The organism is Bradyrhizobium sp. USDA 3262, from assembly GCF_054060035.1.
In genome coordinates this window covers 3,877,412-3,900,876 of sequence record NZ_JBSSCT010000001.1, presented here as the reverse complement: position 1 = coordinate 3,900,876, position 23,465 = coordinate 3,877,412, and the positions used below count along the sequence as shown (strand labels likewise).

Genomic DNA, 23,465 nt, shown 5'->3' with positions numbered 1-23,465 from the left:
GACGGCGATGCGCTATGTAGCTATATTCCTTGGATCGTTCGCCGTGCAGCTTGCGCTCGGCGGCGTCGGCGAAGCGGCCGATCCGCGCGCGACGCAGCTCACCTACGAGCCCTGGACCAAGACCTGCCTGACAGAGGCGAGCTGCTTCGTCGCTGCGGCTGCGCGCGGCCAATGCGTGCCGTCGGGCGGCACGCTCAGCGTCTCGCCGCAGAACAGCAAGCGCGCGATCGTGAGCGCCAACGTCGGAACGCGGACCATGCTGGAAGGCACGATCAGCCTCCGCATCGATCAGGACGAGCCGATCCGGATCGCCAAGCCGCATTGCTACACGCTCGGCTGCGGCGGTACGCTCGAGGCCGATGGCGAAATGATCGAGCGGCTGAAGCACGCGCAGACCATCGCCGTCGAAGCCAAGAACCTCACCGGGCAGACCATCAGCCTCGCCTTTCCCCTCACGCACTTCGCCGAGACCTTTGACGGGCCCGGCAGCCCGCCCAAGACATCCGGGCAAGGTTCGAAGGACGCGCAGCAGCACACCGAATCCGTGAAGCAGCTGCCGCAATGCGAGGATTGATCACTTCTTCCAGTCGATCACCCGCTCCCTGTCGCCGTCGAACTCCATGCTGCAGAACGCGCCGCCCTGGTAATAGTCGCCGACCGGATCCGGCGGCAGCTTGGCCTGCTCGGCCATCGCGTGCTCGCGGAAATCCTCAGCCCTTCCGGTCGGGCGATAGCCGAGATCGTAGGCGCGGTGATTGTCCCACCACGAGCGCTCATTGTAGGACGCGCCGTACAGCACCTCGAAATGGATGTCGGGATGCTCGAGCCCGATGCGGCAGAGCTGGACGAGGTCTTCCGGCTTGAGCCAGATCGAGAGCCTGCGGTGGTCGAGCGGCGCCTCGCCGAAATTGCCGATCCGCAGGCAGGTGACCTTGATGCCGTGCTTGTCGGCATAGAGCGCGCCGACGCCTTCACCGAACACCTTACTGACACCGTAACGACTGTCCGGCCGCGCGGTGACGTCGGTACCGATGCGGTGATGACGCGGATAGAACCCGACCGCGTGATTGGATGAGGCGAAGATCACGCGCTTGACGCCCTGTTTGCGCGCCGCCTCGAACAGATTGTAGCAGCCGATGATGTTGGACTGCAGGATCGCGTCCCAGGGACCTTCGACCGAATAGCCGCCGAAATGCAGAATGCCATCGACGCCCTCGCAGATCGCCTCGACCTCTGCGAGGTTGGCGAGATCGGCCGCCTTGAACTTTTCGTTGTTGCCGAGATCGGAGGGCTGCTTGATATCGCTCAGCAGGAGATCCGGATAGATCGGCGGCAGCAGCTTGCGCAGGCTCGTTCCGATTCCCCCCGATGCGCCGGTCATCAATATGCGTGGCATGCCGTCCCTCTTCTTTCCTGATTGCTGCGATCGAATTGCGGTCGCAGGCCGACAATGATAGCAAACCAGGCGCTCAAGGAAACACCATCGAAACACAACAACGAGAACAGCAAATGTCCGATGTTCATTCCGCCGGCTGGCGTCCCGCGACCTGCTATCCCGATCCCGCGATCCACGCGCTCGATCCGCGCTTCGAGAAATACTGGCTAAAACTCTCCGCCATCGAGCGCATCGCGACTGGCCTGCGCTGGGCCGAAGGTCCGGTGTGGTTCGGCGACGGCCGCTATCTGTTGTGCAGCGACATCCCGAACCAGCGTATCCTCAAATGGGAGGAAGAGACCGGCGCGGTCAGCATCTTCCGCAAGCCGTCGAACTTCGCCAACGGCAACACCCGCGACCGCCAGGGGCGGCTGATCACCTGCGAGCATGGCGGTCGCCGCGTGGTGCGCACCGAGTATGACGGATCGATTACGGTGCTGATCGATTCGTTCGGCGGCAAGCGGCTGAACTCGCCGAACGACGTCGTGGTGAAATCCGACGGCTCGATCTGGTTCACCGATCCGATCTTCGGCCTGCTCGGCAATTACGAGGGCTACAAGGCCGATCCCGAGATCGAGCCCAACGTCTACCGGCTCGATCCCGAAACCAGCAAGGCCACGATCGTCGCCGAGGGCGTGCTGGGGCCGAACGGGCTGTGCTTCTCGCCGGACGAGAGGATCCTCTATGTCGTGGAATCCCGCGGCGAGCCGAACCGCAAGATCCTCGCCTATGACGTCGCGGCCGACGGCAGGACGATTTCCAACAAGCGCGTCTTCATCGACGCCGGCCCGGGCACGCCCGACGGCATGCGCTGCGACATCGACGGCAATCTGTGGTGCGGCTGGGGCATGGGTGATCCCGAGCTCGACGGCGTCGTCGTGTTCGCGCCCGACGGCGTGATGATCGGCCGCATCGCGCTGCCTGAGCGCTGCGCCAACCTCTGCTTCGGCGGCGTCAAGCGCAACCGCCTGTTCATGGCGGCGAGCCAGTCGATCTATGCGCTCTACGTCAACACCCAAGGCGCGCCCGGCGGTTAGCTCTCTTCGTCGTCCCGGCCTTAGTGCGCAATTGGCGCACGGGAGCTGGGACCCATAACCATCGATGCATCTGGTTGAGTAAGCTTGGGGCCTCAATCTTCCCAAAACGAAGGCCTGTGGTAATGGGTCCCGGCCTTCGCCGGGACGACGATGAAAACTTCTGCCTTCCAAAACGTCTGACGCCGGAGCGGTGAACCGCCCCGGCGCCAAAAGTCGTGTCTCTCGTGGCTCGGCTTACGCGGCGTTGTAGCCGGCGACCGCCTTGGCCTCGAGATATTCTTCCAGACCATAACGGCCCCACTCGCGGCCGTTGCCGGACTGCTTGTAGCCGCCGAACGGCGCGGAGCGCTCGTTGGGCACGCCCTGCAGGTTGACGTTGCCGGCGCGGATCTGGCGGCCGACGCGGCGCGCGGTTTCCACGGTGTCGGCCGAGACGTAACCGGCGAGACCATACGGCGTGTCGTTGGCGATCTTCACCGCGTCGGCTTCGTCCTTGGCGCCCAGGATGGTCAGCACCGGTCCGAAGATCTCCTCGCGAGCGATCGTCATGTCGTTGGTGACGTCGGCGAAGATGGTCGGACGGACATAGAAGCCCTTGTTGACACCCTCGGGCAGACCCGGGCCGCCGGCGACGAGCGTTGCGCCCTCGTCGATGCCCTTCTGGATCAGCGCCTGGATCTTGTCCCACTGGCCGCGGTTGACCACCGGGCCGATCGTGGTGCCATCGGCACGCGGATCACCGGCCTTGGTCTTGTCGGCGACGCCCTTCGCGATCGCGGCCACTTCCTTCATCTTGGAGAGCGGCACGATCATGCGCGACGGCGCGTTGCAGGACTGGCCCGAGTTGTTGAACATGTGCATCACGCCGCCGGTCACCGCCTTGGCGAGGTCGGCACCGTCGAGGATCACGTTCGGCGACTTGCCGCCGAGTTCCTGGCTGACGCGCTTCACGGTCGGCGCCGCACGCTTGGCGACGTCGACGCCGGCGCGGGTCGAGCCGGTGAACGAGATCATGTCGATGTCCGGGTGCTCGCTCATCGCCGCACCCACCTCCGGGCCGAGGCCGTTGAGGAGGTTGAACACGCCCTTCGGCACGCCGGCTTCATGGAGGATTTCCGCGAAGATCAGCGCCGAGGTCGGGGTGAACTCCGACGGCTTCAGGATCATGGTGCAACCGGCGGCGAGCGCGGGCGCGACCTTGCAGGCGATCTGGTTGAGCGGCCAGTTCCAGGGGGTGATCATGCCGACGACGCCGACCGGCTCGCGCACGATCACGGCGGTGCCCATGGTCTCCTCGAACTCGTACTTCTTCAGCACTTCGAGGGTGTTCATGAGGTGGCCGAGGCCGGCACCGGCCTGCAGCTTCTCGGCCATCGGCAGCGGCGCGCCCATCTCGTCGGAGACGGCGGCACCGATCTCCTTCATGCGGCCCTTGTAGACCTCGACGACCTTGGTGAGCAGCGCGATGCGCTCCTCGCGGCTGGTCTTGGAATAGGTCTCGAAGGCGCGCTTGGCGGCAGCGACTGCCTTGTCGACATCGGCCTTGGAGCCGAGCGCAATCTCATACATCGCTTCTTCGGTCGCCGGATTGACGACCGGGGTGGACTTGCCTTTGACGACGGGATCGACCCAGGCGCCGTCGATGTAGAATTGCATGCGATTGACCATCGGAAACCTCTTGTACGGGGCGTATGGAATGGGGAACGAAAGCGTTCGGCAGGCATCCTTGCACGAAAGCCCGGCGAATTGAACCCGCCATATGCGGGACGCGGCTCGTGCGCGTCCGCGAGATATAAGGTCCGAGCCGCACGTGTGGCAAGGCTATATCCGTCGTCCCGGCCTAGTACCCACTTTTCTTGGAACGTGAGTCGTGATTCAAGGTCGGGATGATACCCGAAGCAAGAGAAGTCCGCCTTTCGAGGCAAGATCGCAAGGTGCTAGAGGCGTGTTGTCGCTCACCGATGACATTGCAGCGCGATTTGAAGCGGGCGCGGATAGTCTTGTTGGCGGCGGACGGGCGCAGCACCCGGTCGATCGCCAAGGAAGTTGGGGTCCAGCCGCGGATTGTCAGCCTTTGGCGGCATCGCTATGCCGACCATGGCCTTGAAGGGCTGCAAGACAAGCCGCGACCGGGCAAGCAGCCGATCTATACGAAGACGACCGACAAGCGGATTCTGAAGCTGTTGGATAAGCCGCCGCCGCACGGGTTTGCGCGCTGGACCGGTCCTCTGCTGGCCGGAGCGCTGGGCGATGTTGACGTCCAATATGTCTGGCGGTTCCTGCGCAGCCACAAGATTGACCTCGCGGCTCGCAAGTCCTGGTGCGAGAGCAACGACCCGAACTTTACGGCCAAGGCCGCCGATGTTGTCGGCCTCTACGTCGCCCCGCCGGCGAAGGCCATTGTGCTATGCGTGGACGAGAAGCCTTCGATCCAGGCTTTGGAGCGAGCGCAGGGTTATCTGAAGTTGCCCAATGGCCGCGCCTTGACCGGCCAGAGCCACGATTACAAGCGGCATGGCACCACAACATTGTTTGCGGCGCTCGAAGTCGCCACCGGAAAGATCATCGCAACGCATTCAAAACGCCGTCGCCGCGTCGAGTTTCTCGATTTCATGAACAGCCTCACCGCGGCCTTTCCGAGCCGCCAGCTTCACGTCATCCTCGACAACCTTAACACCCACAAGAAGAACGAGGACTGGCTCAAGGCCCACCCCAACGTGCAATTTCATTTCACGCCGACAAGTGCGTCCTGGCTCAATCAGGTCGAGGTATGGTTTTCGATCTTGCAGGGGCAGTCGCTCAGCGGCACCTCCTTCACAAGCCTCAAGCAGCTTCAGGACCACATCGATGCCTACGTCAACGCGTACAACGACAAAGCCGAGCCCTTCGTCTGGACCAAGAAAAAGGTCCGTCAACGCCGTTTCAAAGGCCGCCGTATCACTCAGCTCTGATTCCGGGTACTAGTGCGCAATTGCGCACGGGGGCCGGGACCCATTGCCAAAAATGAGAGAGGTGTACGCGACTCGTTGCCCCATCCCTCTTCCACACCAAGATCGGTGGTTATGGGTCCCGGCCTTCGCCGGGATGACGATGAGATGAGAAAACGACTACACCGCCATCTTGCGATGCCGCACCGGGGCGCCGACCGAGACGCTTTCCGCCGCGTCGATGATGGCGTTGGCGTCGATGCCGTAGTGGCGGTAGAGGTCGCCGATCGTGCCGGTCTGGCCGAAATGCTCGACGCCGAGCGCCTCGACGCGGTGGCCACGCACGCTGCCGAGCCAGCCGAGCGTTGCCGGATGGCCGTCAATCACGGTCACAATGCCGCAGTCGCGGCCGAGCGGCGCCAGCATGCGCTCGATATGACTCAAATGCTGCGCGCCGCGGCGGTCGCGGCGTAAATTCCGCGCGGCGGACCAACCCGCATAGAGCCGGTCGGCGGAAGTTACCGCTAGCAGACCGACGTCGCGGTGGCTCTCGCCGATCAGGCCGACCGCCTCGATCGCCTCCGGCGCGACGGTGCCGGTATACGCAATGACGATGTCGCAGTTCGGGCCCGGCTTGCGCATCCAGTAGGCGCCGTCGGTGATATCGCGCTGCAGGTCCGGGGTCATGATCCGTTGCGGCTGCTCCAGCGTCCGCGTCGAGAGTCGCAAGTAAACCGAACCACCCTCGGCGCCCTCGCGCTGCATGTGGCCGAAGCCCCAGCCCATGATCACGGCAAGTTCATCGACGAAGGCTGGATCGAACGAGGCCAGCCCGTCCTGCCCGATCCCGATCAAGGGCGTCTTGATCGACTGATGCGCGCCGCCTTCCGGCGCCAGCGAGATGCCCGACGGCGTCGCCGCCACCATGAAGCGGGCATCCTGGTAGCAGGCGTAGTTCAGCGCATCGAGGCCGCGTTCGATGAAGGGATCGTACAGCGTGCCGACCGGCAAGAGCCGCGCGCCGTTGATCTGGTGCGACAGGCCGAGCGCTGAGAGCATGATGAACAGATTCATCTCTGCGATGCCGAGCTCGAGGTGCTGTCCCTTCGGCGAATATTCCCAGGTGTAGGCGGAAGGGATCTTCTCCTGCCGGAACAGGTCGTGGTTTTCCGCCTTCGCGAACAGGCCGCGGCGGTTGACCCAGGCGCCGAGATTGGTCGACACGGTGACGTCGGGCGATGCGGTGACGATGCGCGAGGCGAGTTCGCTATCGCCGCGGGCCAGCTCGTGCAGCACGAGACCAAAACCCTGCTGCGTCGACATCTGCGCCGAGGCCTTGAAGGCCAGCCGTTCCGGCACATCGATTTCAGGCGCCGACAGGCGGCGGCGCCCCTCGCGGTTGAACGGCGCCTTGGCCAGGAAGGCCTCGAGCTTCGCAGGCTCCTGCGACAGGCCCTCGAACTTGTCCCACTCGTGGCCGGGGCGGATATTCTGCGCGGCGCGCCACTTCTCCATCTGCGCCACCGTCATCAGGCCGGCGTGGTTGTCCTTGTGGCCCTGCATCGGCAGACCGACGCCCTTGATGGTGTAGGCGATGAAGCAGACCGGCCGATCATGGTCGATCGCCTCGAAGGCCTCGATCATGCTCGCCATGTCGTGGCCGCCGAGGTTCGACATCAGCGCCAGCAACTCGTCGTCGCTGCGGCGCTCGATCAGCGCCGACACCTCGCCCTGGTCGCCGATGTCGTCGCGCAGATGCTTGCGGAACGCCGCGCCGCCCTGGAAGCAGAGCGCGGCGTACATCTGGTTCGGGCAGTTGTCGATCCAGCGCCGCAGCGCCTCGCCGCCGGGCTCGGCAAACGCCTCGAGCATCAGCTTGCCGTACTTCACGATCACGACGTCCCAGCCGAAGTTGCGGAACATGGTCTCGAACTTGGCCCACAGCCCCTCGCGCACCACCGCGTCGAGCGACTGCCTGTTGTAGTCGACCACCCACCAGGTGTTGCGCAGGCCGTGCTTCCAGCCTTCGAGCAGCGCCTCGAAGATGTTGCCCTCGTCCATCTCGGCGTCGCCGACCAGCGCGATCATGCGGCCCTCCGGTCGGTCGTTCATCCAGCCATGCGCCTTGACGTAGTCCTGCACCAGCGAGGCGAACAGCGTCTGCGCCACGCCGAGGCCGACCGAGCCGGTGGAGAAGTCGACGTCGTCGCTGTCCTTGGTGCGCGAGGGGTAGGACTGCGCGCCCTTGTAGCCGCGAAAATTCTCCAGCTTATCGCGGGTCTGGTGGCCGAACAGATACTGGATGGCGTGAAACACCGGGCTCGCATGCGGCTTCACCGCGACACGGTCCTGCGGGCGCAACACCGAGAAATAAAGCGCCGACATGATGTTGGCGAGCGAGGCCGACGACGCCTGGTGGCCGCCGACCTTCAACCCGTCGGTCGAGGGCCGCACATGATTGGCGTGATGGATGGTCCACGACGACAGCCACAGCACCTTGCGGGCCAGGGCGGACAGCATGTCGAGGCGTTCAGGCGCGATTCCCATGGCGATGCTCCGGGCGATATGCCGGAATGTTACTGCCGCAAGCGGCGGCGAAAATCTCAATTCCACGCGACAGCACAGGAAAAATTGGGATAAATTCCCACGATCCGGCTTCAACTGACGAGTTCATCCCAATGCCTGCCCTCGATGCCATCGACCGCAAGATCCTGAGTCTGCTCCAGACCGACAGCCGCATGACCATGCAGGAACTCGCCGACAAGGTCGGGCTGTCGGTGTCGCCCTGCCACCGCCGGGTCAAGCTGCTCGAGGAGCGCGGCGTGATCTCTCGCTACATCGCAACCGTCGACCAGAAGTCGATCGGGCTGCACGTCTCCGTCTTCATCTCGATCAAGCTGGCGCGGCAGAAGGAGGAAGACCTCAACCGCTTCGCGCGCGCGATCTCGAAATGGGACGAGGTGCTCGAATGCTACCTGATGACCGGCAATCGCGACTATTTGCTGCGCGTCGTCGCCGCCGACCTCTCCTCCTATGAAGCATTCCTGAAGAACAAGCTGACCCGGCTCGACGGCATCGCCTCGATCGAGTCGAGCTTTGCGCTGAGCCAGGTGAAGTATTCGACGGCGTTGCCGGTGTGAGGGCGATGGTTGGTCACTCGAATGGCGCCAACACCACAGTGTCGTCCCGGCGAAGGCCGGGACCCATACGCCGCAGCAGGTGCTGAGAACGGGACTCGTTGTCCCAGCATCGTTCAACAATCAGCATTTGTGGTTATGGGTCCCTGCTTTCGCAGGGACGACACTGAGTGTGTTGCGCTGTCAGTGGGCATACCTTCGCATTCTCGCGACATGGATCGTCCGAGCTTTGCATCTCGTTCCGTTTTGCAAAAGGGGTTTGCGCCGTCGGGCAACTCAGTGATTGGCGCTGGCGCCCTGCCCGGCTGGACGGCCTCGCCGCGACGACCAGGCTACGGCGCGATCCATATTCCAATCACGATGATGGCCAGTGAGACGGCAATGACCAGCATATCGGTGGTGAGCCAATTGGGCATTCCGTTTGATGGCTGCTCGCTCATGTCCGCGACTCCTTCTGTTCGCGTCGAGCCGATATGCTGGAGCGGACCGGCGCGAACGAGGATGAACTGGTTCACATAAAGCCAGGAAAAAGCGGCAAATTCCACGTGTTTTAGCGCGCTCAAGTTGCGTCACACGGTCGATCTGCCGCGCAGGTTTCTGAACATGTTCGACAATGCCGACCGCTTCAGCGAACAGTAGCACATCATAAAGGGCGCACCTTTAAAAACAGCGACCGACCCGCGCGGGCACGTGCGCTACGGAGCCCGGTGTGATCGAACATCTCGCCCTGGGGCCCCCCCTCTCCCCACCCTCCCCCGCAAGGGGGGAGGGAGCCCGACGAGCGTGCTAACCTCACGATGGATTAGTATCTTCTCCTCACAGCACCTTGCGCTGTGCGAGGTTCTTCATCAGCGCGCCGACACCGAAGGTCCAGGGCTCGCACTCGTCGCTGCCCCGCATCCGGTTGACCAGCTTGCCGAGCTGCGGCGCGGCGATGGTGACGATGTCGTCGCGCTTGTGGGTGAAACCCTCGCCCTTGGCGTCGCGGTCCTTGACCGGCGCGAACATCGTGCCGAGGAACAGCGCAAATCCATCGGGATATTGATGCACGGAGCCGATGGTCTGGGCGACCAAATCGGTCGGATCGCGGCTGATCTTGCTGATCGAGGAATGGCCCTCGAGCACGAAGCCGTCTGCGCCCGTCACGGTCAGGCCGACATCCATCTTCCTGACATCGTCGAGCGAGAAGGTCTGGTCGAACAGCCGGAGCAGCGGGCCGATTGCGCAGGACGCGTTGTTGTCCTTGGCCTTCGACAGTAAGAGCGCCGAGCGCCCCTCGAAGTCGCGCAGATTGACGTCGTTGCCGAGCGCGGCGCCGACGATCTTGCCGGCGGCGGAGACAACAAGCACGACCTCCGGCTCCGGATTATTCCAGGTCGACTTCGGATGCAGCCCGGCGTCCATGCCTGACCCGACCGAGGACAGCGTCGGCGCCTTGGTGAACACTTCGGCGTCGGGACCGATGCCGACCTCGAGATACTGGCTCCAGGCATTCTGATCGATCAGCACCTGCTTCAGTTTCATCGCCTGCTCGGAACCGGGCTTCAGCTTGGAGAGATCGTCGCCGACCAGGCGCACCACCTCCTTGCGGATCGCCTCCGCCGAGGACGGATTGCCGCGCGCCCGCTCCTCGATCACGCGCTCCAGCATCGAGATCGCGAAAGTGACGCCGGCGGCCTTCAGCACCTGGAGATCGACCGGCGCCAGCAGATGCGGCCTGGCCTTGTCGCGGCCGTCGGGCGGGGTGTTGGCGAGGATCGCCTCGAAATCGCCGATCCGCTCGCCGCGCGTGGCGCGCAGCGCGGCCGCGGGATCGCTTTCCTCGCAGAGCGCGCTCACCGTCGGGAACCGCGCCGTGACGTCGAACACGCCATCTGCCCGAACCGCGGCGACAGCCGGCCCGCCGGCCTGCGGCAGCCAGACTCGTCCGACCAGCGTGCCGGCGGTGCCGTCCTCCGGCAGGACGTCTTTTGGCGTGAGCGAAATCATCGGCACATCTCCCTTTTTGGTTTTGTCGGCTTGTTAGCACAGTCCGCCCGGCGGCGTGAAACAGCGGTCATGGCATTGTCATAGAGGGGTAACATCGCCCGTCAATGCTGCCGTCCGATCCATCTAACACACTGAAAGACGGACCTTCATGACGACCTCCGCCCTCACCGACGAAGCCTCCCGGGATGAAGTCTTGCGGGATGAAGCCTTGCGCGACGAAGCCTTGCGCGCCCGCATCCATCAGGAGATGGCCGACAGCCTCGACGAGGAACTCGAGCTCGAGCTGGACGACATGAGGCTCGACGAGCTCGACCATGACGGCGCCGCCGGCAGGCCGTCGATCGACCGCAAGTTCTACTTCCGCGAATTGCTGCGGCTGCAGGGCGAGCTGGTCAAGCTGCAGGACTGGGTGCAGCACGAGAAGAAGAAGGTCGTGGTGCTGTTCGAGGGCCGCGATTCCGCCGGCAAGGGCGGCGTGATCAAGCGCATCACCCAGCGGCTCAATCCGCGGGTCTGCCGGATCGCGGCGCTGCCGGCGCCGAACGAGCGCGAGCGCACGCAATGGTACTTCCAGCGCTATGTTTCGCATCTGCCGGCCGGCGGCGAGATCGTGCTGTTCGACCGCAGCTGGTACAACCGCGCCGGCGTCGAGAAGGTGATGGGGTTCTGCAGCGACGAGCAGTATGAGGAATTCTTCAACTCGGTGCCGGATTTCGAGCGCATGCTGATCCGTTCCGGCACCGTCCTCCTGAAATACTGGTTCTCGATCACCGACGAGGAACAGGCGTTCCGCTTCTCGATGCGGATCCAGGATCCGCTGAAGCAGTGGAAGCTGAGCCCGATGGACGTCGAGGCGCGGACCCGCTGGGAGCTCTACACCAAGGCCAAGGAGACGATGCTGGAACGCACGCATCTGCAGGACTCGCCGTGGTGGATCGTCGATGCCGTCGACAAGAAGCGCGCCCGGCTCAACTGCATCTCGCATCTCTTGAGCCAGATCCCCTATCAGGCGGTCACCCACCAGCCGGTGATGCTGCCGCCGCGGGTGCGCAACCCCGACTACCACCGCGGCCCGATCCCGCCGGAGATGTACGTGCCGGGACGGTATTGATCGGAGCACGCTCTCACCCCCTCTCCCCGTTCTTACGGGGAGAGGGTCGGGGTGAGGGGCCGCTTCCGCATACGCGGTGAGCGTTGCACTCGCGGAGACTCCCCTCGCCCGGATTGCATCTGCGATGCAATCCGACCTCTCCCCGCGAGCGGGGCGAGGTGAAGAAATGAGCACCGCGATCGCCTACCAATGGTGCAGGCGCACGCACTTGCTGGCACCGGGTACCGACGCTAGGCTTCCCCCGATCTGGTGCAGGGAGGCCCGCTTGACTCAATCCGACGACATCAAAATCTCCGAAAATCGCCGCGACGCGCTGCGCTATGCGCTCGGGATCGGCAGCGGCGCGGCGCTCGCGGCCGCGATGGCAACCCCGGCCGCGGCGCAGGCGCCAGCCGACAACACGCTGGATCGCATCCGGGCCAGCAAGGTGCTGCGGATCGCGGTGCTGCCGGGCGAGCTGCCCTATTTCAACAAGGACCTCGCCTCGGGCACCTGGTCCGGCTTCTCGATCGAGATGGCCAACGATCTGGCCAAACTGCTCGACGTCAAGCTGGAATATGTCGAGTCGACCTACGGCAATTCAATTCTTGATCTGCAGGCCAACAAGATCGACCTCGGCTTCGCGCTCAACCCGACCCCGCAGCGCGCGCTGGTGGTCGATTTCACCAATCTGGTGTTCCCGCATCCGTTCGGCGCGATGCTGAAGAAGGGGCTGGAAGCCAAGACCTGGGCCGACATCAACAAGCCCGAGGTGAAGATCGCGGTCGACGTCGGCTCGGCCAACGAGGCGGTGGCGCGCCGCTTTGCGCCGAACGCCACCATCAAGTCGCTGAAGTCGCGCGACGAGGTGATGCTGGAAATGTCGTCGGGCCGCGTCGATTGCGTGGTCAACGCGCTGGTGCTCGGGCTGACCGCGATCGCCAAGAACCCGAACCTCGGCACCTACAAGATCCTGGCCTCGCCGTCAGTGACGATCGCGAGCGGCACCGCGGTACGGCGCGAAGCCGACAAGCGCTGGCGCGATTTCCTCTCGGTGTGGATCGACTACAACCGCGGCATCGGCCAGATGCGCGAATGGTTCGTCAAGGGCCTCGGCCTCGCCGGCGTCAAGCCCGAGGATGTGCCGGTGGAGTTGAGTATTTGAGGGGTCTCTATCGATCACACTGCGGCCTCTTCACCTCTCCCCGCTCTTTCGCGGGGAGAGGTCGGATCGCATCGCAGATGCGATCCGGGTGAGGGGCAAGTCACACTGCTCAACAAGCCGCGAACTGCTGGCCGGATAGAAGCCTCTCACCCCTGCCCTCTAAGAGCAAGCTTCGCTTGTCTCGACCCCGTAAGAACGGGGAGAGGGAGAAGAGAGATCACACCTTGTCGTAGGTCAGCCCGCGCTCCAGCCGCCTCGCCACCAGCGTCGAGGGGAACAGGATCGCGAAATAGATCAGCGCCACGATGGTGTAGACCTCGAGCGGCCGGTAGGTGTCGGCGTTGATCAAGGTCGCGTTGTAGACGAGATCGGGCACCGCGATGATCGAGACCAGCGAGGTGTTCTTGAGCTGCGTGACCGACTGGTTGACATAGGGCGCCATCATCGGCTTCAGCGCCTGCGGCAGGATCACGAGCCGCATCAGGCGCCAGCCGCGGAAGCCGAGCGCCTTTGCCGCGTCCCACTGCCCGACCGGCACGCTCTCGATCGAGCCGCGCACGATCTCGGCGTAGAATGCGCCGCCATAGAGCGAGAGCACGCTGACGGCGGCGACATGCGCCGGGATGTTGACGCCGATCACCACCGGAAACGCGTAGTAGAACCAGATGATCTGCACCAGCAGCGGCGTGCAGCGAAACAATTCGATATAGGCGATCAGGAGCCAGTCGATCACCGGAATGCGCCGCAGCCGCAGCATGCCGACGATCAGGCCGATCAATGTCCCGAGGATGATGGTGCCGATGGTGTAGGCGATGGTCCAGCCGAGCCCGAGCCAGAACAGATGGCTGTACTTGGCGAGGATGCCGAAATCCCAGACGTAGTTCATCCTGCCCCTCGGTTGCCGCGCGCTTGATCGCCAAACATCGCAGGCGGCCTCGCGCGTGTCACGTGATATACCGGTCTGGCGAAAATCCCTGCGCCTCGAACGGCGGCGCATCGCCCGCGATCATCGCCGCGATTGCGGCGCCCGTTCCGGGGCCGGTGGTGAAGCCGATATGCTGGTTGCCGAAGGCGAGCCAGAGTCCGCGATGCCGCGGCGCCTTACCGATCATCGGCAGGCTGTCGGGCAGCGTCGGCCGCGCGCCGCGCCAGCGCTCGCCGACCGCATCGCCAAATTCGATCACGCTGCGCGCCATCGGCACCACCGCCTCGAGCTGCGAAAAATTCGACGGCGCGTCGCGCGCGGTGAGCTCGACGCCGCTGGTGACGCGAACGCCCTGCTCCATCGGCGTCATCAGAAAGCCGCCGTCCGCGTCATGGATCGGCCGCAGCAATTTGCGTGCCGGGTTCGGCACGAAGTGCTGGTGATAGCCGCGCTCGAACGCCAGCGGCACGCGATAGCCGAGCGGTCGCAGCAGCTCGGCCGACCACGGCCCGAGCGCGACCACGACATGGCGCGCGGCGATCTCGCCGTCGGCGAGCTGCACGCGCCAGCCGTCGCCGTGCGGTTCGATCCGCTGGATCCCTGATTGCCTGATCGTGCCGCCGCCAGCGGCAAGCATCTGTGCGTAGGCCTTGACCACCGCGCCGGGTGAATCGACCGATGCCGTCTGCGTGTGCAGGAGACCCGTGCTGTAGGCAGGGACGATGTTCGGCTCGAGCGCGGAGATCGCCTGGCGATCGAGCACTTCGCTCCTGATGCCGAACTCGGCGAGCGCCGCCTGCTCGGCCTGCGCGGCGGCGAGCCCGTCGCTGCGCCAGGCCTTGAGCCAGCCGGTTTCGCGGATGCGATGGCCGGCGCCGGCCTGCACGATCCAGTCGCGATGCAGTTTCAGCGACGCGCCGATCAGACCGTGCAACGCGGCGGCGCGCGGTTTGGTCTGCGACGGTACAGCGGCTGCGAGGAAGCGCATCACCCAGCCGGCGTTGGCGAGCGCCCACGCAATGTTCCAGCGCAGCGCCGGATGCGCGTTGGTCAGATATTTCGGCAGGTTCTTCAGCAGCGACGGCGTATTGAGCGGCAGGATCGAGCCCGACGAGATGATGCCGGCATTGCCGTAGGAGGTTTCGCTGCCGGGCTCGCGGCGATCGACGACGACGACGGAGAGCCCGCGCTGCCGTGCGGCGAGGCCCGCCGAGACGCCGACCATGCCTGCGCCAAGCACGGCGACATCGACCTGCTGTGCTGCCATGCCCTCGCTCATGCCGTCACATCAAGGTCAGGCCGCCATCGACCGGCAGCGTCGCGCCGGTGACGTGGCCCGCTTCCGGCGACAGCAGGAAGGCGACGACGGCGGCGACCTCGTCGGGCTCGGCCAGCCGCTGCATCGGATTGGCCTTTGCGACGCGCTCCCAGGTCGCGGTATCCAGCGCGCCGAACAGGCCCGGATCCTTGCGGGTGTAGCCGGGCATCACGGCATTGGCGGTGGCGCCTGACGCGGCGAGCTCGATCGCGAGCGACTTCACCAGCACCTCGAGCGCGGCCTTCGCGGCGGCCGATCCCGGATAGGTGGCGCCGGGCACGAAGCGATGCGGCCCGAAGCTCGACACCGCGACGACGCGGCCTTGCGCGCTGCGCGTGAGGTCGGACAGCGCGGCCGCCGCGATTTCATGGAAGGCCGCCGCCATCACCGCGAAGGCGCGCTCCAGCGCCTCGCGCGGCAGGCTGGCGAACTCGCGCCGATCGGCAAAGCCCGCGGCGTGCACGACGCTGTCGATCGGCCCGAACGCGGCCCGCGTTGCCGCGACCAGCGCGGTGCCGGCGCCGGCCTTGGCGAGATCGCCGGTGCTCACGTCGACCTTCGCGCCCTTGCTGCGGCATTCCTCCGCAACCGAATTCAGCCGCGCGAGGCCGGCGGCCTCGATGCCCTGTCCGTGCAGCATCAGGGATTGATCGGGGCCGGCGAGCCGGCGCGCGACCGCGGCGCCGATGCCGGAGCCGCCTCCGGTGATGATTGAAACGCGCATGAGGTGCGTGCAGTCAGTGCGATAAGAGACAGCGAACTATAGGTTCGGCGCCACGAAATGCAAACCGCACCGATCGCCGTCAGTGTAGCGCCAGGTTCAACGCCAGATCAGCGCCACGGCTCGACCAGGATCTTGGTGTGCGCCTCGGGATTGGCGAGATCGGCAAACGCCTGCGCGACGCCGTCGATGCCGACGCGGCCGGTGACCAGCGATGCGGCATCCACCTGGCCTTCCGCGATCAGGCGCAGCGAATAGGCAAACTCCTCGGGCGTGTAGCCGAGCACATATTGGACGTTGAGCTCCTTGATGATGCCGAGCATCGGCTCGGACTTGTCGGTCTCCATGCAGACGCCGACCACGACGACACGGGCGCTGCGCGGGGCGCCCTCGAACACCTGCTGCAGCACGCCGGGCACGCCGACGCATTCGAAAATCAGCGCCGGCTTCAGCGGCGGCAGCAGCGCCTGCATCGGCGGCCGCGCCGCCTTCTCCGCCTCGGTCATCTGGGCGTGCTCGGCCCAGCTCGCATAGGGCTGCGTCTTGGCGGGATCGACCACCACATCGGCGCCCATCTTCTCGGCGAGCAGGCGCCGCGCCGGCGAATAATCGGCGGCAACGATCGGTCCGAGCCCCCTGATCTTCAGCGCCGCAATCACCGCCAGCCCGACCGGTCCGCAGCCGATCACCAGCGGCACCTCGCCGCCCCTGATGTTGGCCATCGCCACCGCATGCACGCCGACCGCAAGCGGCTCGGTGAGCGCGGCGTGCTCGGCCGCAAGCCCGTTCGGCACTTCGAGCAGCAGCGGCTCGCTGAGCAGCATCTGCTCGGCATAGCCGCCGAGATAGTCGTTGGAATAGCCGATGCCCTTCGGCCCCTCCGGCGTCAGCAGCGCCGGCAGCGAGCACACTTTCGTCCCGGGCTTCAGCTTGCGCGTGGTGCCCGGGCCGTAGTCGAGAACCTCGCAGCAGAATTCGTGACCGAACACGACGTCGCGCGACAGATCCATCGGCGTGCGGCCGGGCAGGAACTTGCTCAGCTCGACCATGCGGTGGGCATGCTTGCGTGCGTGCAGATCGGAACCGCAGATGCCGCAGGCGAGCGATTTGACCAGCACCTGGCCGGCGCCGGGCTTCGGCTCGGGCATCCGGTCGACGACAATCTCGCCGTTCCTGAAGATCGCTGCGCGCATATTCCCTCCCGCGTGGGTTTTGTCCCACTCATTTTGATGCGTATTTCGTCCCGCGAAATGCTGTCGCGGATCACGTCCGGGACAAGCTTTCGCCGCAGGAGGCTATAGCACGGAGGGTCACCACGTATAGCGCATAACGCCCTTGCCGGCGTAAGACTGTGTCACGTTGGAGAATTCACCTTCGAAGGTCGCGGCGGCCGACCAGCCGTTGCGCCACCTCAGCTCGGCGGAGGCTGTGGTCAGCGCCGAGTCGCTGGCCTGCGCCGCGCCGTTGACCACGAAGGCCGCGCCGGGCAGCGTCTGGAACACCGCACCAACGGCGCGGTCCGGATTGAAGTCATGCGCCCAGGCGACGCGGCCGCGCAGCGTCACGATGCCGCCGTCAATCGCGAACGACTTGTCGGAGCGCAGGCCGAGTTCGCTCCTGACGTCGGTGACGCTCTTCGCTGCATAGTTCAGCGCGAAGGCGCCGCCGCCGGAGACCACACTCTCCGCATAGGCCGGCAGCTCGAAGCTCGTGAACTGGGCCGCCGCGTAAGGCGTCAGCCCGATCCACGGCGTGGCATAGCGATAGCCGCCCTCGAGCCGGCCCGACCAGGCATTGGCATTGAAGTTGGCGCGCAGATGATCGGCGCCGGCCGCAGTGACGATGCGGTCGGTGGTGACATCCTGCCAGCCATAGGCGAGCGCACCACTTAAGTACGCGGCGCCCACGCTTTGACGAACGAACGCGCCGGCCTGGAACAGATCGGAGCGGCCCCAACCAAGACCGTTGACGCTGAAGCTGGTGGCGCCGCCGGCGAGCGCAAAGCCGGCAATGGTGTTCGGCGAGAAGCGGTAGTCGGCGCCGACCGCGCTGCCATAGAGGCTGCTGCTGGTGTTGTTCGAGCCGAGCACCGCATTGCCGCTGGTGCTCTGCGAGCCGCCATAGCCCGCCGCCCAAATGCTCCAGCGCTGCTCGAAGCTCGGCTGCGGTGGCGGCGCCTTGGTGTAGATCGCGGCCAGCGCATCGCGTGGTTCGGTCTTGCGCGCCGCATAGGCGAGCGGCGTGCTCTCCTCGGCGAACGGCGACGCCCCCGCGCCGGCACCAAAGCCACCATCGCGCCCGGCGACGAACGGATCGGTCAACAATCCCAGAAACAGGCCCATCGCGTTGAACGTCGCCTGCTGCGAGCCGGTCGCGCCTTCGCCCGAGGCCTGCGTCAGGCCGTTCGGCGACAGCCCGGCGAACACCGCATTGATACCGCCATTGGCGTTGAAGAAGTTCTGCAGCGTGGTGGCGACGCTCTGCTGATTGACGTTCAGCTTCGACTTCGCGCCGTAATCGAGCGCGAAGTTGAGATAGGCGTTGCTCGCGTCATAGCCGAGCGTCGCGACGAGGTTCGACGGCAGCCCGGTTGAATCGACACCCGCAAACGCGCCACTGCGGCCGCCGGCCGCCGACAGAATGGTGTATTGCTTGGCGATCCTACTGCCGGCGGCGACGCTGACGCCGACCGAACCGGCCAGCGTCGCGCTGCCGCTCACCTTGGCCAGGGTGGACGCCGTCGAATTGAGCCCGACGAGATAAAGTGCACCCGACTGGAAAGCGAGGTTGCCCGCCACGTTCAGGAATGTACCTGGCGTCGCATTGCCGGGCATCAGGATGCCGCCGCTTGCAATCATCGTGTTGCCGACGGTGCCGACGCCGGACAGCGCGCCGCCGGCATTCACCGTGGTGAGGCTCGACGAGGCGATCGAGCCGTCGACCTGAAGAATGCCGCCGTTCACCGTCGTGGTGCCGGTATAGCTGTTGACGCCGGACAGCGTCAGGGTGCCGCTGCCGGTCTTCTCGAAATTGGCAGGACCGGTGCGGCCACCGCCGAAGCAGCCACAGATATGGAATGGGTTCAACGGATCGAAGTCGGCAAGCACGCCGCTGAGCGCCGTCGAGAGATTATTGCTGCCAACGACGAGGGTGTTGCCTGAGCCGATATAGTAAAAGCCGGAGCCTGCGATCGAACCCGCGGTGATGCGCCCGTCGCCGTTCAGCCCCGTGCTGAGCGAGAAATCGACCAGTCCGGTGCCGTTGGTGATGAACTGTGCGTTGCCGCCGGTCGCGTTGTTGAAGAACTTGATGGTGCTGCCGGCTTCGGTGGTAATGGTGGCATCGCCCGCCGTAGCGAACGCCGTGAAGATGTGTTGGCTGCCGGCCTGGTTGTCGATGGTCGCATTGCCCGCGGTCGCATAGGCATCGAACTGGAGAACGCTGCCGTCCCGATTGACGATTGTCGCGTTGGCCGCGGTCGGCGCCTCCACTGGGTTGAAACCGCCAGATCCGAAATAGAGCACGCCGCTGTTGTCGAAGCTGGCGTTTGCCGCCGTGCTGTTCTGGAAAAAGGCGACCTGACCGCCCGCGAGCGTGACGATGGTTGCGGAAGCCGCAGATGAGGACTCGAAAAACTGTGTCGAGCCGCCATTGGTGCCGTTGGTGATGGTAGCCTGCCCCGCATTGGTGTGGCCCAGAAACACCGCGGCACCGCCGTTGGAATTGTCGATCACGGCCTTGGCGGCCGTGCTGGTGTCGGAGCCGCCGGGAGGACCAAACGCGTCGCCGAACACCACAGTGCCGCCGTTGGTGTTGGTGAATCTGGCGTTGCCGGCAGAACTGGTGTCGCGGAAGATCGTGAGCGCACCATTGGTGTTGCTCACGGTGGCATTGCCCGCGGTGCTGCTGTCGCGAAACTCCGTGATGCCGAAATTCTGGTTGACGATCGTCGCCGTCGACGCCGTGGTGGAATTGTAGAACGTCGTGGTGGCGATCCCGTTGAAGCCGTCGTTGACGATCTTGGTGATTCCGGCCGTGTTGGCATTGACGATGTCGAACTTGCCGTCGACCGCGACCTCGCCGACGATCGAGGCGGCGTGGCTGGCGTCGCCGAGTTGCAAGGTCGCGCAATCGCAGATCGTGGTGCCGCCGGTGTAGGTGTTGGTGCCTGTTAGCACCACGCGGCCGAGGCCGCCCGAATTGTCCAGCACCGTCAGCTTGCCGGGGCCGTTGCCGTCGGCGATGTTGCCGGCGATCGTGAGCGTGACGCCATTGGCGTCGATCGCGCTGCCGATGGCGGACGTATTGATCTTGAAGTTGTTGGCGAACGTCAGGTTGCCGAGGCCGTCGGCCTGAAACGAGGCATTGTCGAGCGTGACGGTGCCCGACCCGACCGAGCCGTTGTTGCCTACGACAACGGTCGTATCGACCACCAGCGTTCCGCCGGAATAGGTGTTGGCGCCGGAGAGCTGCACGTTGGAGAAACCGGACGCCGACGAATCGATCAGGCGCAGAACGCCGGCGCCGGCACCGTCGGCGATCACGCCCTGGAGATTGACCTGGGCGCCGTTCGCATCGACCGTTCCGCCGGCCGCATTGACCGCGATGTTGTTGGCGAAGGCGACGCTCGAGACCGTCGGCGACTGCATCTGGAACGTGCCGCCATTGAGCGTGATAGTGCCGGTGCCGACCGAATCCGCATTCGTCACTTGCACGGTGCCGGCGGAGATCAGCGTGCCGCCGGAATAGGCATTGGTGCCCGCGAGCACCAGCGTGCTGTTGCCGAGCTGCTGCACCATCACGCCGGGCGCAAGCCCGTCGTTGATGTTCGCACTGATGGTGATGGTCTGGCCGCTGTTGGCCCGGTTGATCAGGCCGCCGCTCGGCCCCGTCAAGGCGAAGTTAACCGGGTTGCCGCTGATCGTGTACGACTGCGAATTGGCGGTGAAGGTCCACGAGTCCAGCAGCATCGGGCCAGCGCCGATCGTGACCGTCGCCGATCCCGTCGAATCGAAAATGGCGGATTGGGTCGGGAGGATCGGCGGCGCGCCGGGCGACGTCGTCGACCAGTTGGTCGGGAGCTGGTAGTCGGCACTGCTCGTTGTGCTACCGCTGCCGCCCCAGGTGAAGCTCTGGGCTTGTGCCGAACTGGACGGCAACAGGCTTGCAGCCGCCGAGACGCAGACTGCCGAAGCCAGCACACCGCGAAACTGCCGAGCAAACGAAAAAAAGACCGAACCAAAATGCACGTGAACTGCCCCCAAACGCTCTACGGCGCTCTTGGGGCGAGATTAGCATGTTGCCAAACGCGCGATTGTTGATTGTGTCCGAAATCCTTCGATTCAGCTTCCGGAGGTCGAAGTTTTCGGCCCCACTGTTGTACACCCGCAACGCTAGCGGAGGCTGGCCTCGCAACCAGCGCACGATTCTTGGTACTCTGGTCAGGCGTTCGGCGACGGCTCGCTGGCCACGGTCAGCAGCTGCGACCGTCGGACGCGCTCGCGATGCGCGGTGTAGAGGCCCGAGGCGACGATGAAGCCGGCGCCGAGGATGGTCCAGCTGTCGGGCACTTCGCCGAAGATCAGGAAGCCGAGGATGCTGACCCACAGCAGCTGCGTGTAGGAGAACGGCGCCAGCACCGAGGCATCGCCATAGCGGAATGCCAGCACCACGATCCACTGTCCGACGGTGGACGCAACACCGATCAGGATGCCGAACATGATGTCGTGCCAGCTCGGCGTGACCCAGACGAACGGCACCAGCGCGCTGACGATGGCGACGCCGACAATGGACGAATAGGTCATCACCGTGATCGGGCGCTCGCTGCCGCTCATCATGCGCGTCAGGATCAGCGTGCCGGCCCAGGCCAGCGCCGAGACGAGCGGGAAAATCGCGGCGGGATGGAACGCGCTGGTGCCCGGCCGCAGGATGATGAACACGCCGGCGAGGCCGACCGCGGTCGCGATCCAGCGTCGCATGCCGACCCTCTCACCGAGGAACGCGATCGACAGCGCGGTGACGAACAGCGGCGAGACGAAGCTGGTGGCCGAGGCTTCGGCGATCGGCAGGAAGCCGAGCCCCGTGATGAAGATCAGCGAGGAACCGAGCAGCGCGGCGCCGCGCAGCACATGCAGCCCGGGACGGCTGCTGCGCAGCGCGAACAGCGGCGAGCCCGGCAGCATCGCCGGCGTCATGATCATCGCGAACACCAGGAAGCGGATCCAGGCGATCTCGATCGAGGGCAGCGTGGAGGAGAGATATTTTGCCGTGACGTCGGAGGTGCCCAGGAACACGGTCGACAGCAGGATCAGCGCGATACCCTTGAACGGCCGGTCGGTGCGGGCGGGCGCCTTGCTTGTCGCTGCGGGCGCGGTCTTGGCAGGCAATGAAAGGAGAACGCTGTCCAGCCTGGCGGCCACGGCTGCGGGGGGCGGTGTCACGGCAATCTCGAAGGCAAAATAAAGGGAATCTGCTGATCGTACAAAACGCCAATTCCGCCGCGAGAACAATGCCCGAAAACGGGACTCCGATATGCACCAGCGCGCGCGACCGCCCGCCGCAGGCTGTGTGCCGCCGCAACTGCAACAGTTTGTTAAGAACTGTCTGGAGCGAAGTGAACCGCTCTCGCTCAGAGCATCGGCAGCGAGCGTGGTTTCGGCCCGCGCGGGAACGCGGCATCGAGCGCGGCGAGTTCCTCGGCGCTGAGCTTGAGCGTGCCGGCGGCAGCGTTCTCCGCCGCGTGTTCCGCGTTCGACGCCTTCGGAATCGCGAGCACCGACGGCAGCCGCGTGAGGAAGCTCAGCGTGACCTGGCGCGGTGTCGCCTTGTGCGCCTGCGCGATCGATTGCAGCACCGCGCCGGCCCTGCTCGACGGCGAGGGAAAATCATTGTGACCGAACGGCGAGTAGGCGACGACGGCGACGCCGTGCTGCTCGCACCACGGAATCACGGCGTGCTCGATGGCGCGCTCCTGCAGATGGTAGAGCACCTGGTTGCAGGCGATCGTACCCTCACCCGCGACATCGAGCACTTCGTCGAGATCCTCGGTGTCGAAATTGCTGACGCCCCAGGCGCGGATCTTGCCCGCCGCGATCAATTCGTCGAACGCCGCGACCGTCTCGGCGAGCGGAGTGGTTCCGCGCCAGTGCAGCAGATAGCAATCGAGGCGATCGGTCTTCAGCCGCTTCAGCGAGCGCTCGCAGGCCGTGATGGTGCCGCGCCGCGAGGCGTTGCTCGGCAGGACTTTCGAGACCAGGAACGTTTCGTCGCGCCGGCCTGATATCGCATCCGCGATCACAAGCTCGGCGTCGCCATACATCTCGGCGGTGTCGATATGCGTCATGCCGGCATCGATGCCGCGCTTCAGCGCAGCGACGGCCGCCTTGCGGTCACCGCGATCGAGATACCAGGTGCCCTGCCCGATCACCGAGACCTGCGGGCCGTTGTCGCCGAATTTTCTTGTCTGCACGATCGCCTCGTTCCGCGTATTCGCTTGTGGCCCCCGCGCAGGACGATAAAGCAAACGGACGACCATGTCTCCACATCGTCGTCCCGGCAATATCTCCACATCGTCGTCCCGGCGAAGGCCGGGACCCATACTCCGCAGCAGTCGTTGTTGGCGGGACTCGTCATTCCACCCGTGTGCAACAACAGATATTCGTGGTTATGGGTCCCTGTGTCTTGGAAGTCTGTCAGGATGAGGGTGGGCGGGAAGCCGTTGG

The 23,465-nt window shown here is 65.0% G+C and carries 18 protein-coding genes; 6 read left to right on the top strand and 12 right to left on the bottom strand.

Features of this window, described 5'->3' with window-relative positions:
* Positions 1–7 precede the first annotated feature (7 nt).
* Positions 8–574 (top strand): invasion associated locus B family protein, encoded by a 567-nt coding sequence (locus ACVWYP_RS17880; protein ID WP_304499237.1) that lies wholly within the window; start codon positions 8–10, stop codon positions 572–574.
* On the opposite strand, the gene ACVWYP_RS17875 is transcribed toward ACVWYP_RS17880, so the two are convergent.
* Positions 575–1,396 carry an NAD-dependent epimerase/dehydratase family protein gene (locus tag ACVWYP_RS17875; RefSeq protein ID WP_028338839.1) on the bottom strand — a complete coding sequence of 274 codons (822 nt, stop codon included), beginning with the start codon at positions 1,394–1,396 and terminating at the stop codon, positions 575–577.
* 113 nt (positions 1,397–1,509) lie between these two features.
* Here ACVWYP_RS17875 and ACVWYP_RS17870 point away from each other — a divergent pair, with 113 nt between their 5' ends.
* A complete protein-coding gene (locus ACVWYP_RS17870; protein WP_304499236.1) occupies positions 1,510–2,472 on the top strand; it encodes an SMP-30/gluconolactonase/LRE family protein in 963 nt (320 codons plus the stop codon).
* A gap of 234 nt (positions 2,473–2,706) precedes the next feature.
* On the opposite strand, the gene ACVWYP_RS17865 is transcribed toward ACVWYP_RS17870, so the two are convergent.
* The gene (locus tag ACVWYP_RS17865; protein WP_028338841.1) at positions 2,707–4,140 is read right to left on the bottom strand and encodes an aldehyde dehydrogenase family protein; all 1,434 of its coding nucleotides are present in this window, start codon (positions 4,138–4,140) and stop codon (positions 2,707–2,709) included.
* 218 nt (positions 4,141–4,358) lie between these two features.
* Here ACVWYP_RS17865 and ACVWYP_RS17860 point away from each other — a divergent pair, with 218 nt between their 5' ends.
* The gene (locus ACVWYP_RS17860) at positions 4,359–5,423 is read left to right on the top strand and encodes an IS630 family transposase (protein WP_038380919.1); all 1,065 of its coding nucleotides are present in this window, start codon (positions 4,359–4,361) and stop codon (positions 5,421–5,423) included.
* 156 nt (positions 5,424–5,579) lie between these two features.
* Here ACVWYP_RS17860 and ACVWYP_RS17855 read toward each other — a convergent pair whose 3' ends face one another.
* A complete protein-coding gene (locus ACVWYP_RS17855) occupies positions 5,580–7,946 on the bottom strand; it encodes a transketolase (RefSeq protein ID WP_304499235.1) in 2,367 nt (788 codons plus the stop codon).
* Positions 7,947–8,077: 131 nt separating this feature from the next.
* On the opposite strand from ACVWYP_RS17855, the gene ACVWYP_RS17850 reads away from it, so the two are divergent.
* A complete protein-coding gene (locus ACVWYP_RS17850) occupies positions 8,078–8,539 on the top strand; it encodes an Lrp/AsnC family transcriptional regulator (RefSeq protein WP_016841346.1) in 462 nt (153 codons plus the stop codon).
* Positions 8,540–8,868: 329 nt separating this feature from the next.
* Here ACVWYP_RS17850 and ACVWYP_RS17845 read toward each other — a convergent pair whose 3' ends face one another.
* Both ACVWYP_RS17845 and ACVWYP_RS17840 read right to left on the bottom strand, forming a co-directional pair.
* Complete coding sequence (locus ACVWYP_RS17845; RefSeq protein WP_304499234.1) at positions 8,869–9,099, bottom strand: hypothetical protein; 231 nt, start codon at positions 9,097–9,099, stop codon at positions 8,869–8,871.
* A 253-nt stretch (positions 9,100–9,352) separates the two neighbouring features.
* A complete protein-coding gene (locus tag ACVWYP_RS17840) occupies positions 9,353–10,525 on the bottom strand; it encodes a fumarylacetoacetate hydrolase family protein (protein WP_304499233.1) in 1,173 nt (390 codons plus the stop codon).
* Positions 10,526–10,772: 247 nt separating this feature from the next.
* Between ACVWYP_RS17840 and ppk2 the strand changes: the two genes are divergently transcribed.
* Positions 10,773–11,636: a polyphosphate kinase 2 gene (gene ppk2, locus ACVWYP_RS17835; RefSeq protein ID WP_304500244.1), complete on the top strand. Its 864-nt coding sequence runs from the start codon at positions 10,773–10,775 to the stop codon at positions 11,634–11,636.
* Between the two features lie 265 nt (positions 11,637–11,901).
* Positions 11,902–12,780 (top strand): transporter substrate-binding domain-containing protein, encoded by an 879-nt coding sequence (locus tag ACVWYP_RS17830; protein ID WP_304499232.1) that lies wholly within the window; start codon positions 11,902–11,904, stop codon positions 12,778–12,780.
* Positions 12,781–12,997: 217 nt separating this feature from the next.
* Here the strand turns inward: ACVWYP_RS17830 and ACVWYP_RS17825 are convergent, their stop codons facing one another.
* The 7 genes from ACVWYP_RS17825 to ACVWYP_RS17795 all read right to left on the bottom strand — a co-directional run bounded on the left by ACVWYP_RS17825 (position 12,998) and on the right by ACVWYP_RS17795 (position 23,212).
* On the bottom strand, positions 12,998–13,666 hold the full coding sequence (locus ACVWYP_RS17825) for an amino acid ABC transporter permease (protein ID WP_016839817.1): 669 nt from the start codon (positions 13,664–13,666) through the stop codon (positions 12,998–13,000).
* 58 nt (positions 13,667–13,724) lie between these two features.
* Positions 13,725–14,972 carry an NAD(P)/FAD-dependent oxidoreductase gene (locus tag ACVWYP_RS17820; RefSeq protein WP_155258341.1) on the bottom strand — a complete coding sequence of 416 codons (1,248 nt, stop codon included), beginning with the start codon at positions 14,970–14,972 and terminating at the stop codon, positions 13,725–13,727.
* 16 nt (positions 14,973–14,988) lie between these two features.
* On the bottom strand, positions 14,989–15,747 hold the full coding sequence (locus tag ACVWYP_RS17815; protein WP_028338849.1) for an SDR family NAD(P)-dependent oxidoreductase: 759 nt from the start codon (positions 15,745–15,747) through the stop codon (positions 14,989–14,991).
* 107 nt (positions 15,748–15,854) lie between these two features.
* Positions 15,855–16,937 (bottom strand): zinc-binding dehydrogenase, encoded by a 1,083-nt coding sequence (locus ACVWYP_RS17810; RefSeq protein ID WP_028338850.1) that lies wholly within the window; start codon positions 16,935–16,937, stop codon positions 15,855–15,857.
* Positions 16,938–17,054: 117 nt separating this feature from the next.
* The gene (locus ACVWYP_RS17805; RefSeq protein ID WP_439711193.1) at positions 17,055–20,942 is read right to left on the bottom strand and encodes an autotransporter domain-containing protein; all 3,888 of its coding nucleotides are present in this window, start codon (positions 20,940–20,942) and stop codon (positions 17,055–17,057) included.
* A 243-nt stretch (positions 20,943–21,185) separates the two neighbouring features.
* Positions 21,186–22,163: an EamA family transporter gene (locus ACVWYP_RS17800; RefSeq protein ID WP_439711192.1), complete on the bottom strand. Its 978-nt coding sequence runs from the start codon at positions 22,161–22,163 to the stop codon at positions 21,186–21,188.
* Positions 22,164–22,372: 209 nt separating this feature from the next.
* Entirely contained in the window at positions 22,373–23,212 is an 840-nt protein-coding gene (locus tag ACVWYP_RS17795; RefSeq protein WP_304499230.1) for an aldo/keto reductase, read from the bottom strand.
* Between the last annotated feature and the right edge of the window lie 253 nt (positions 23,213–23,465).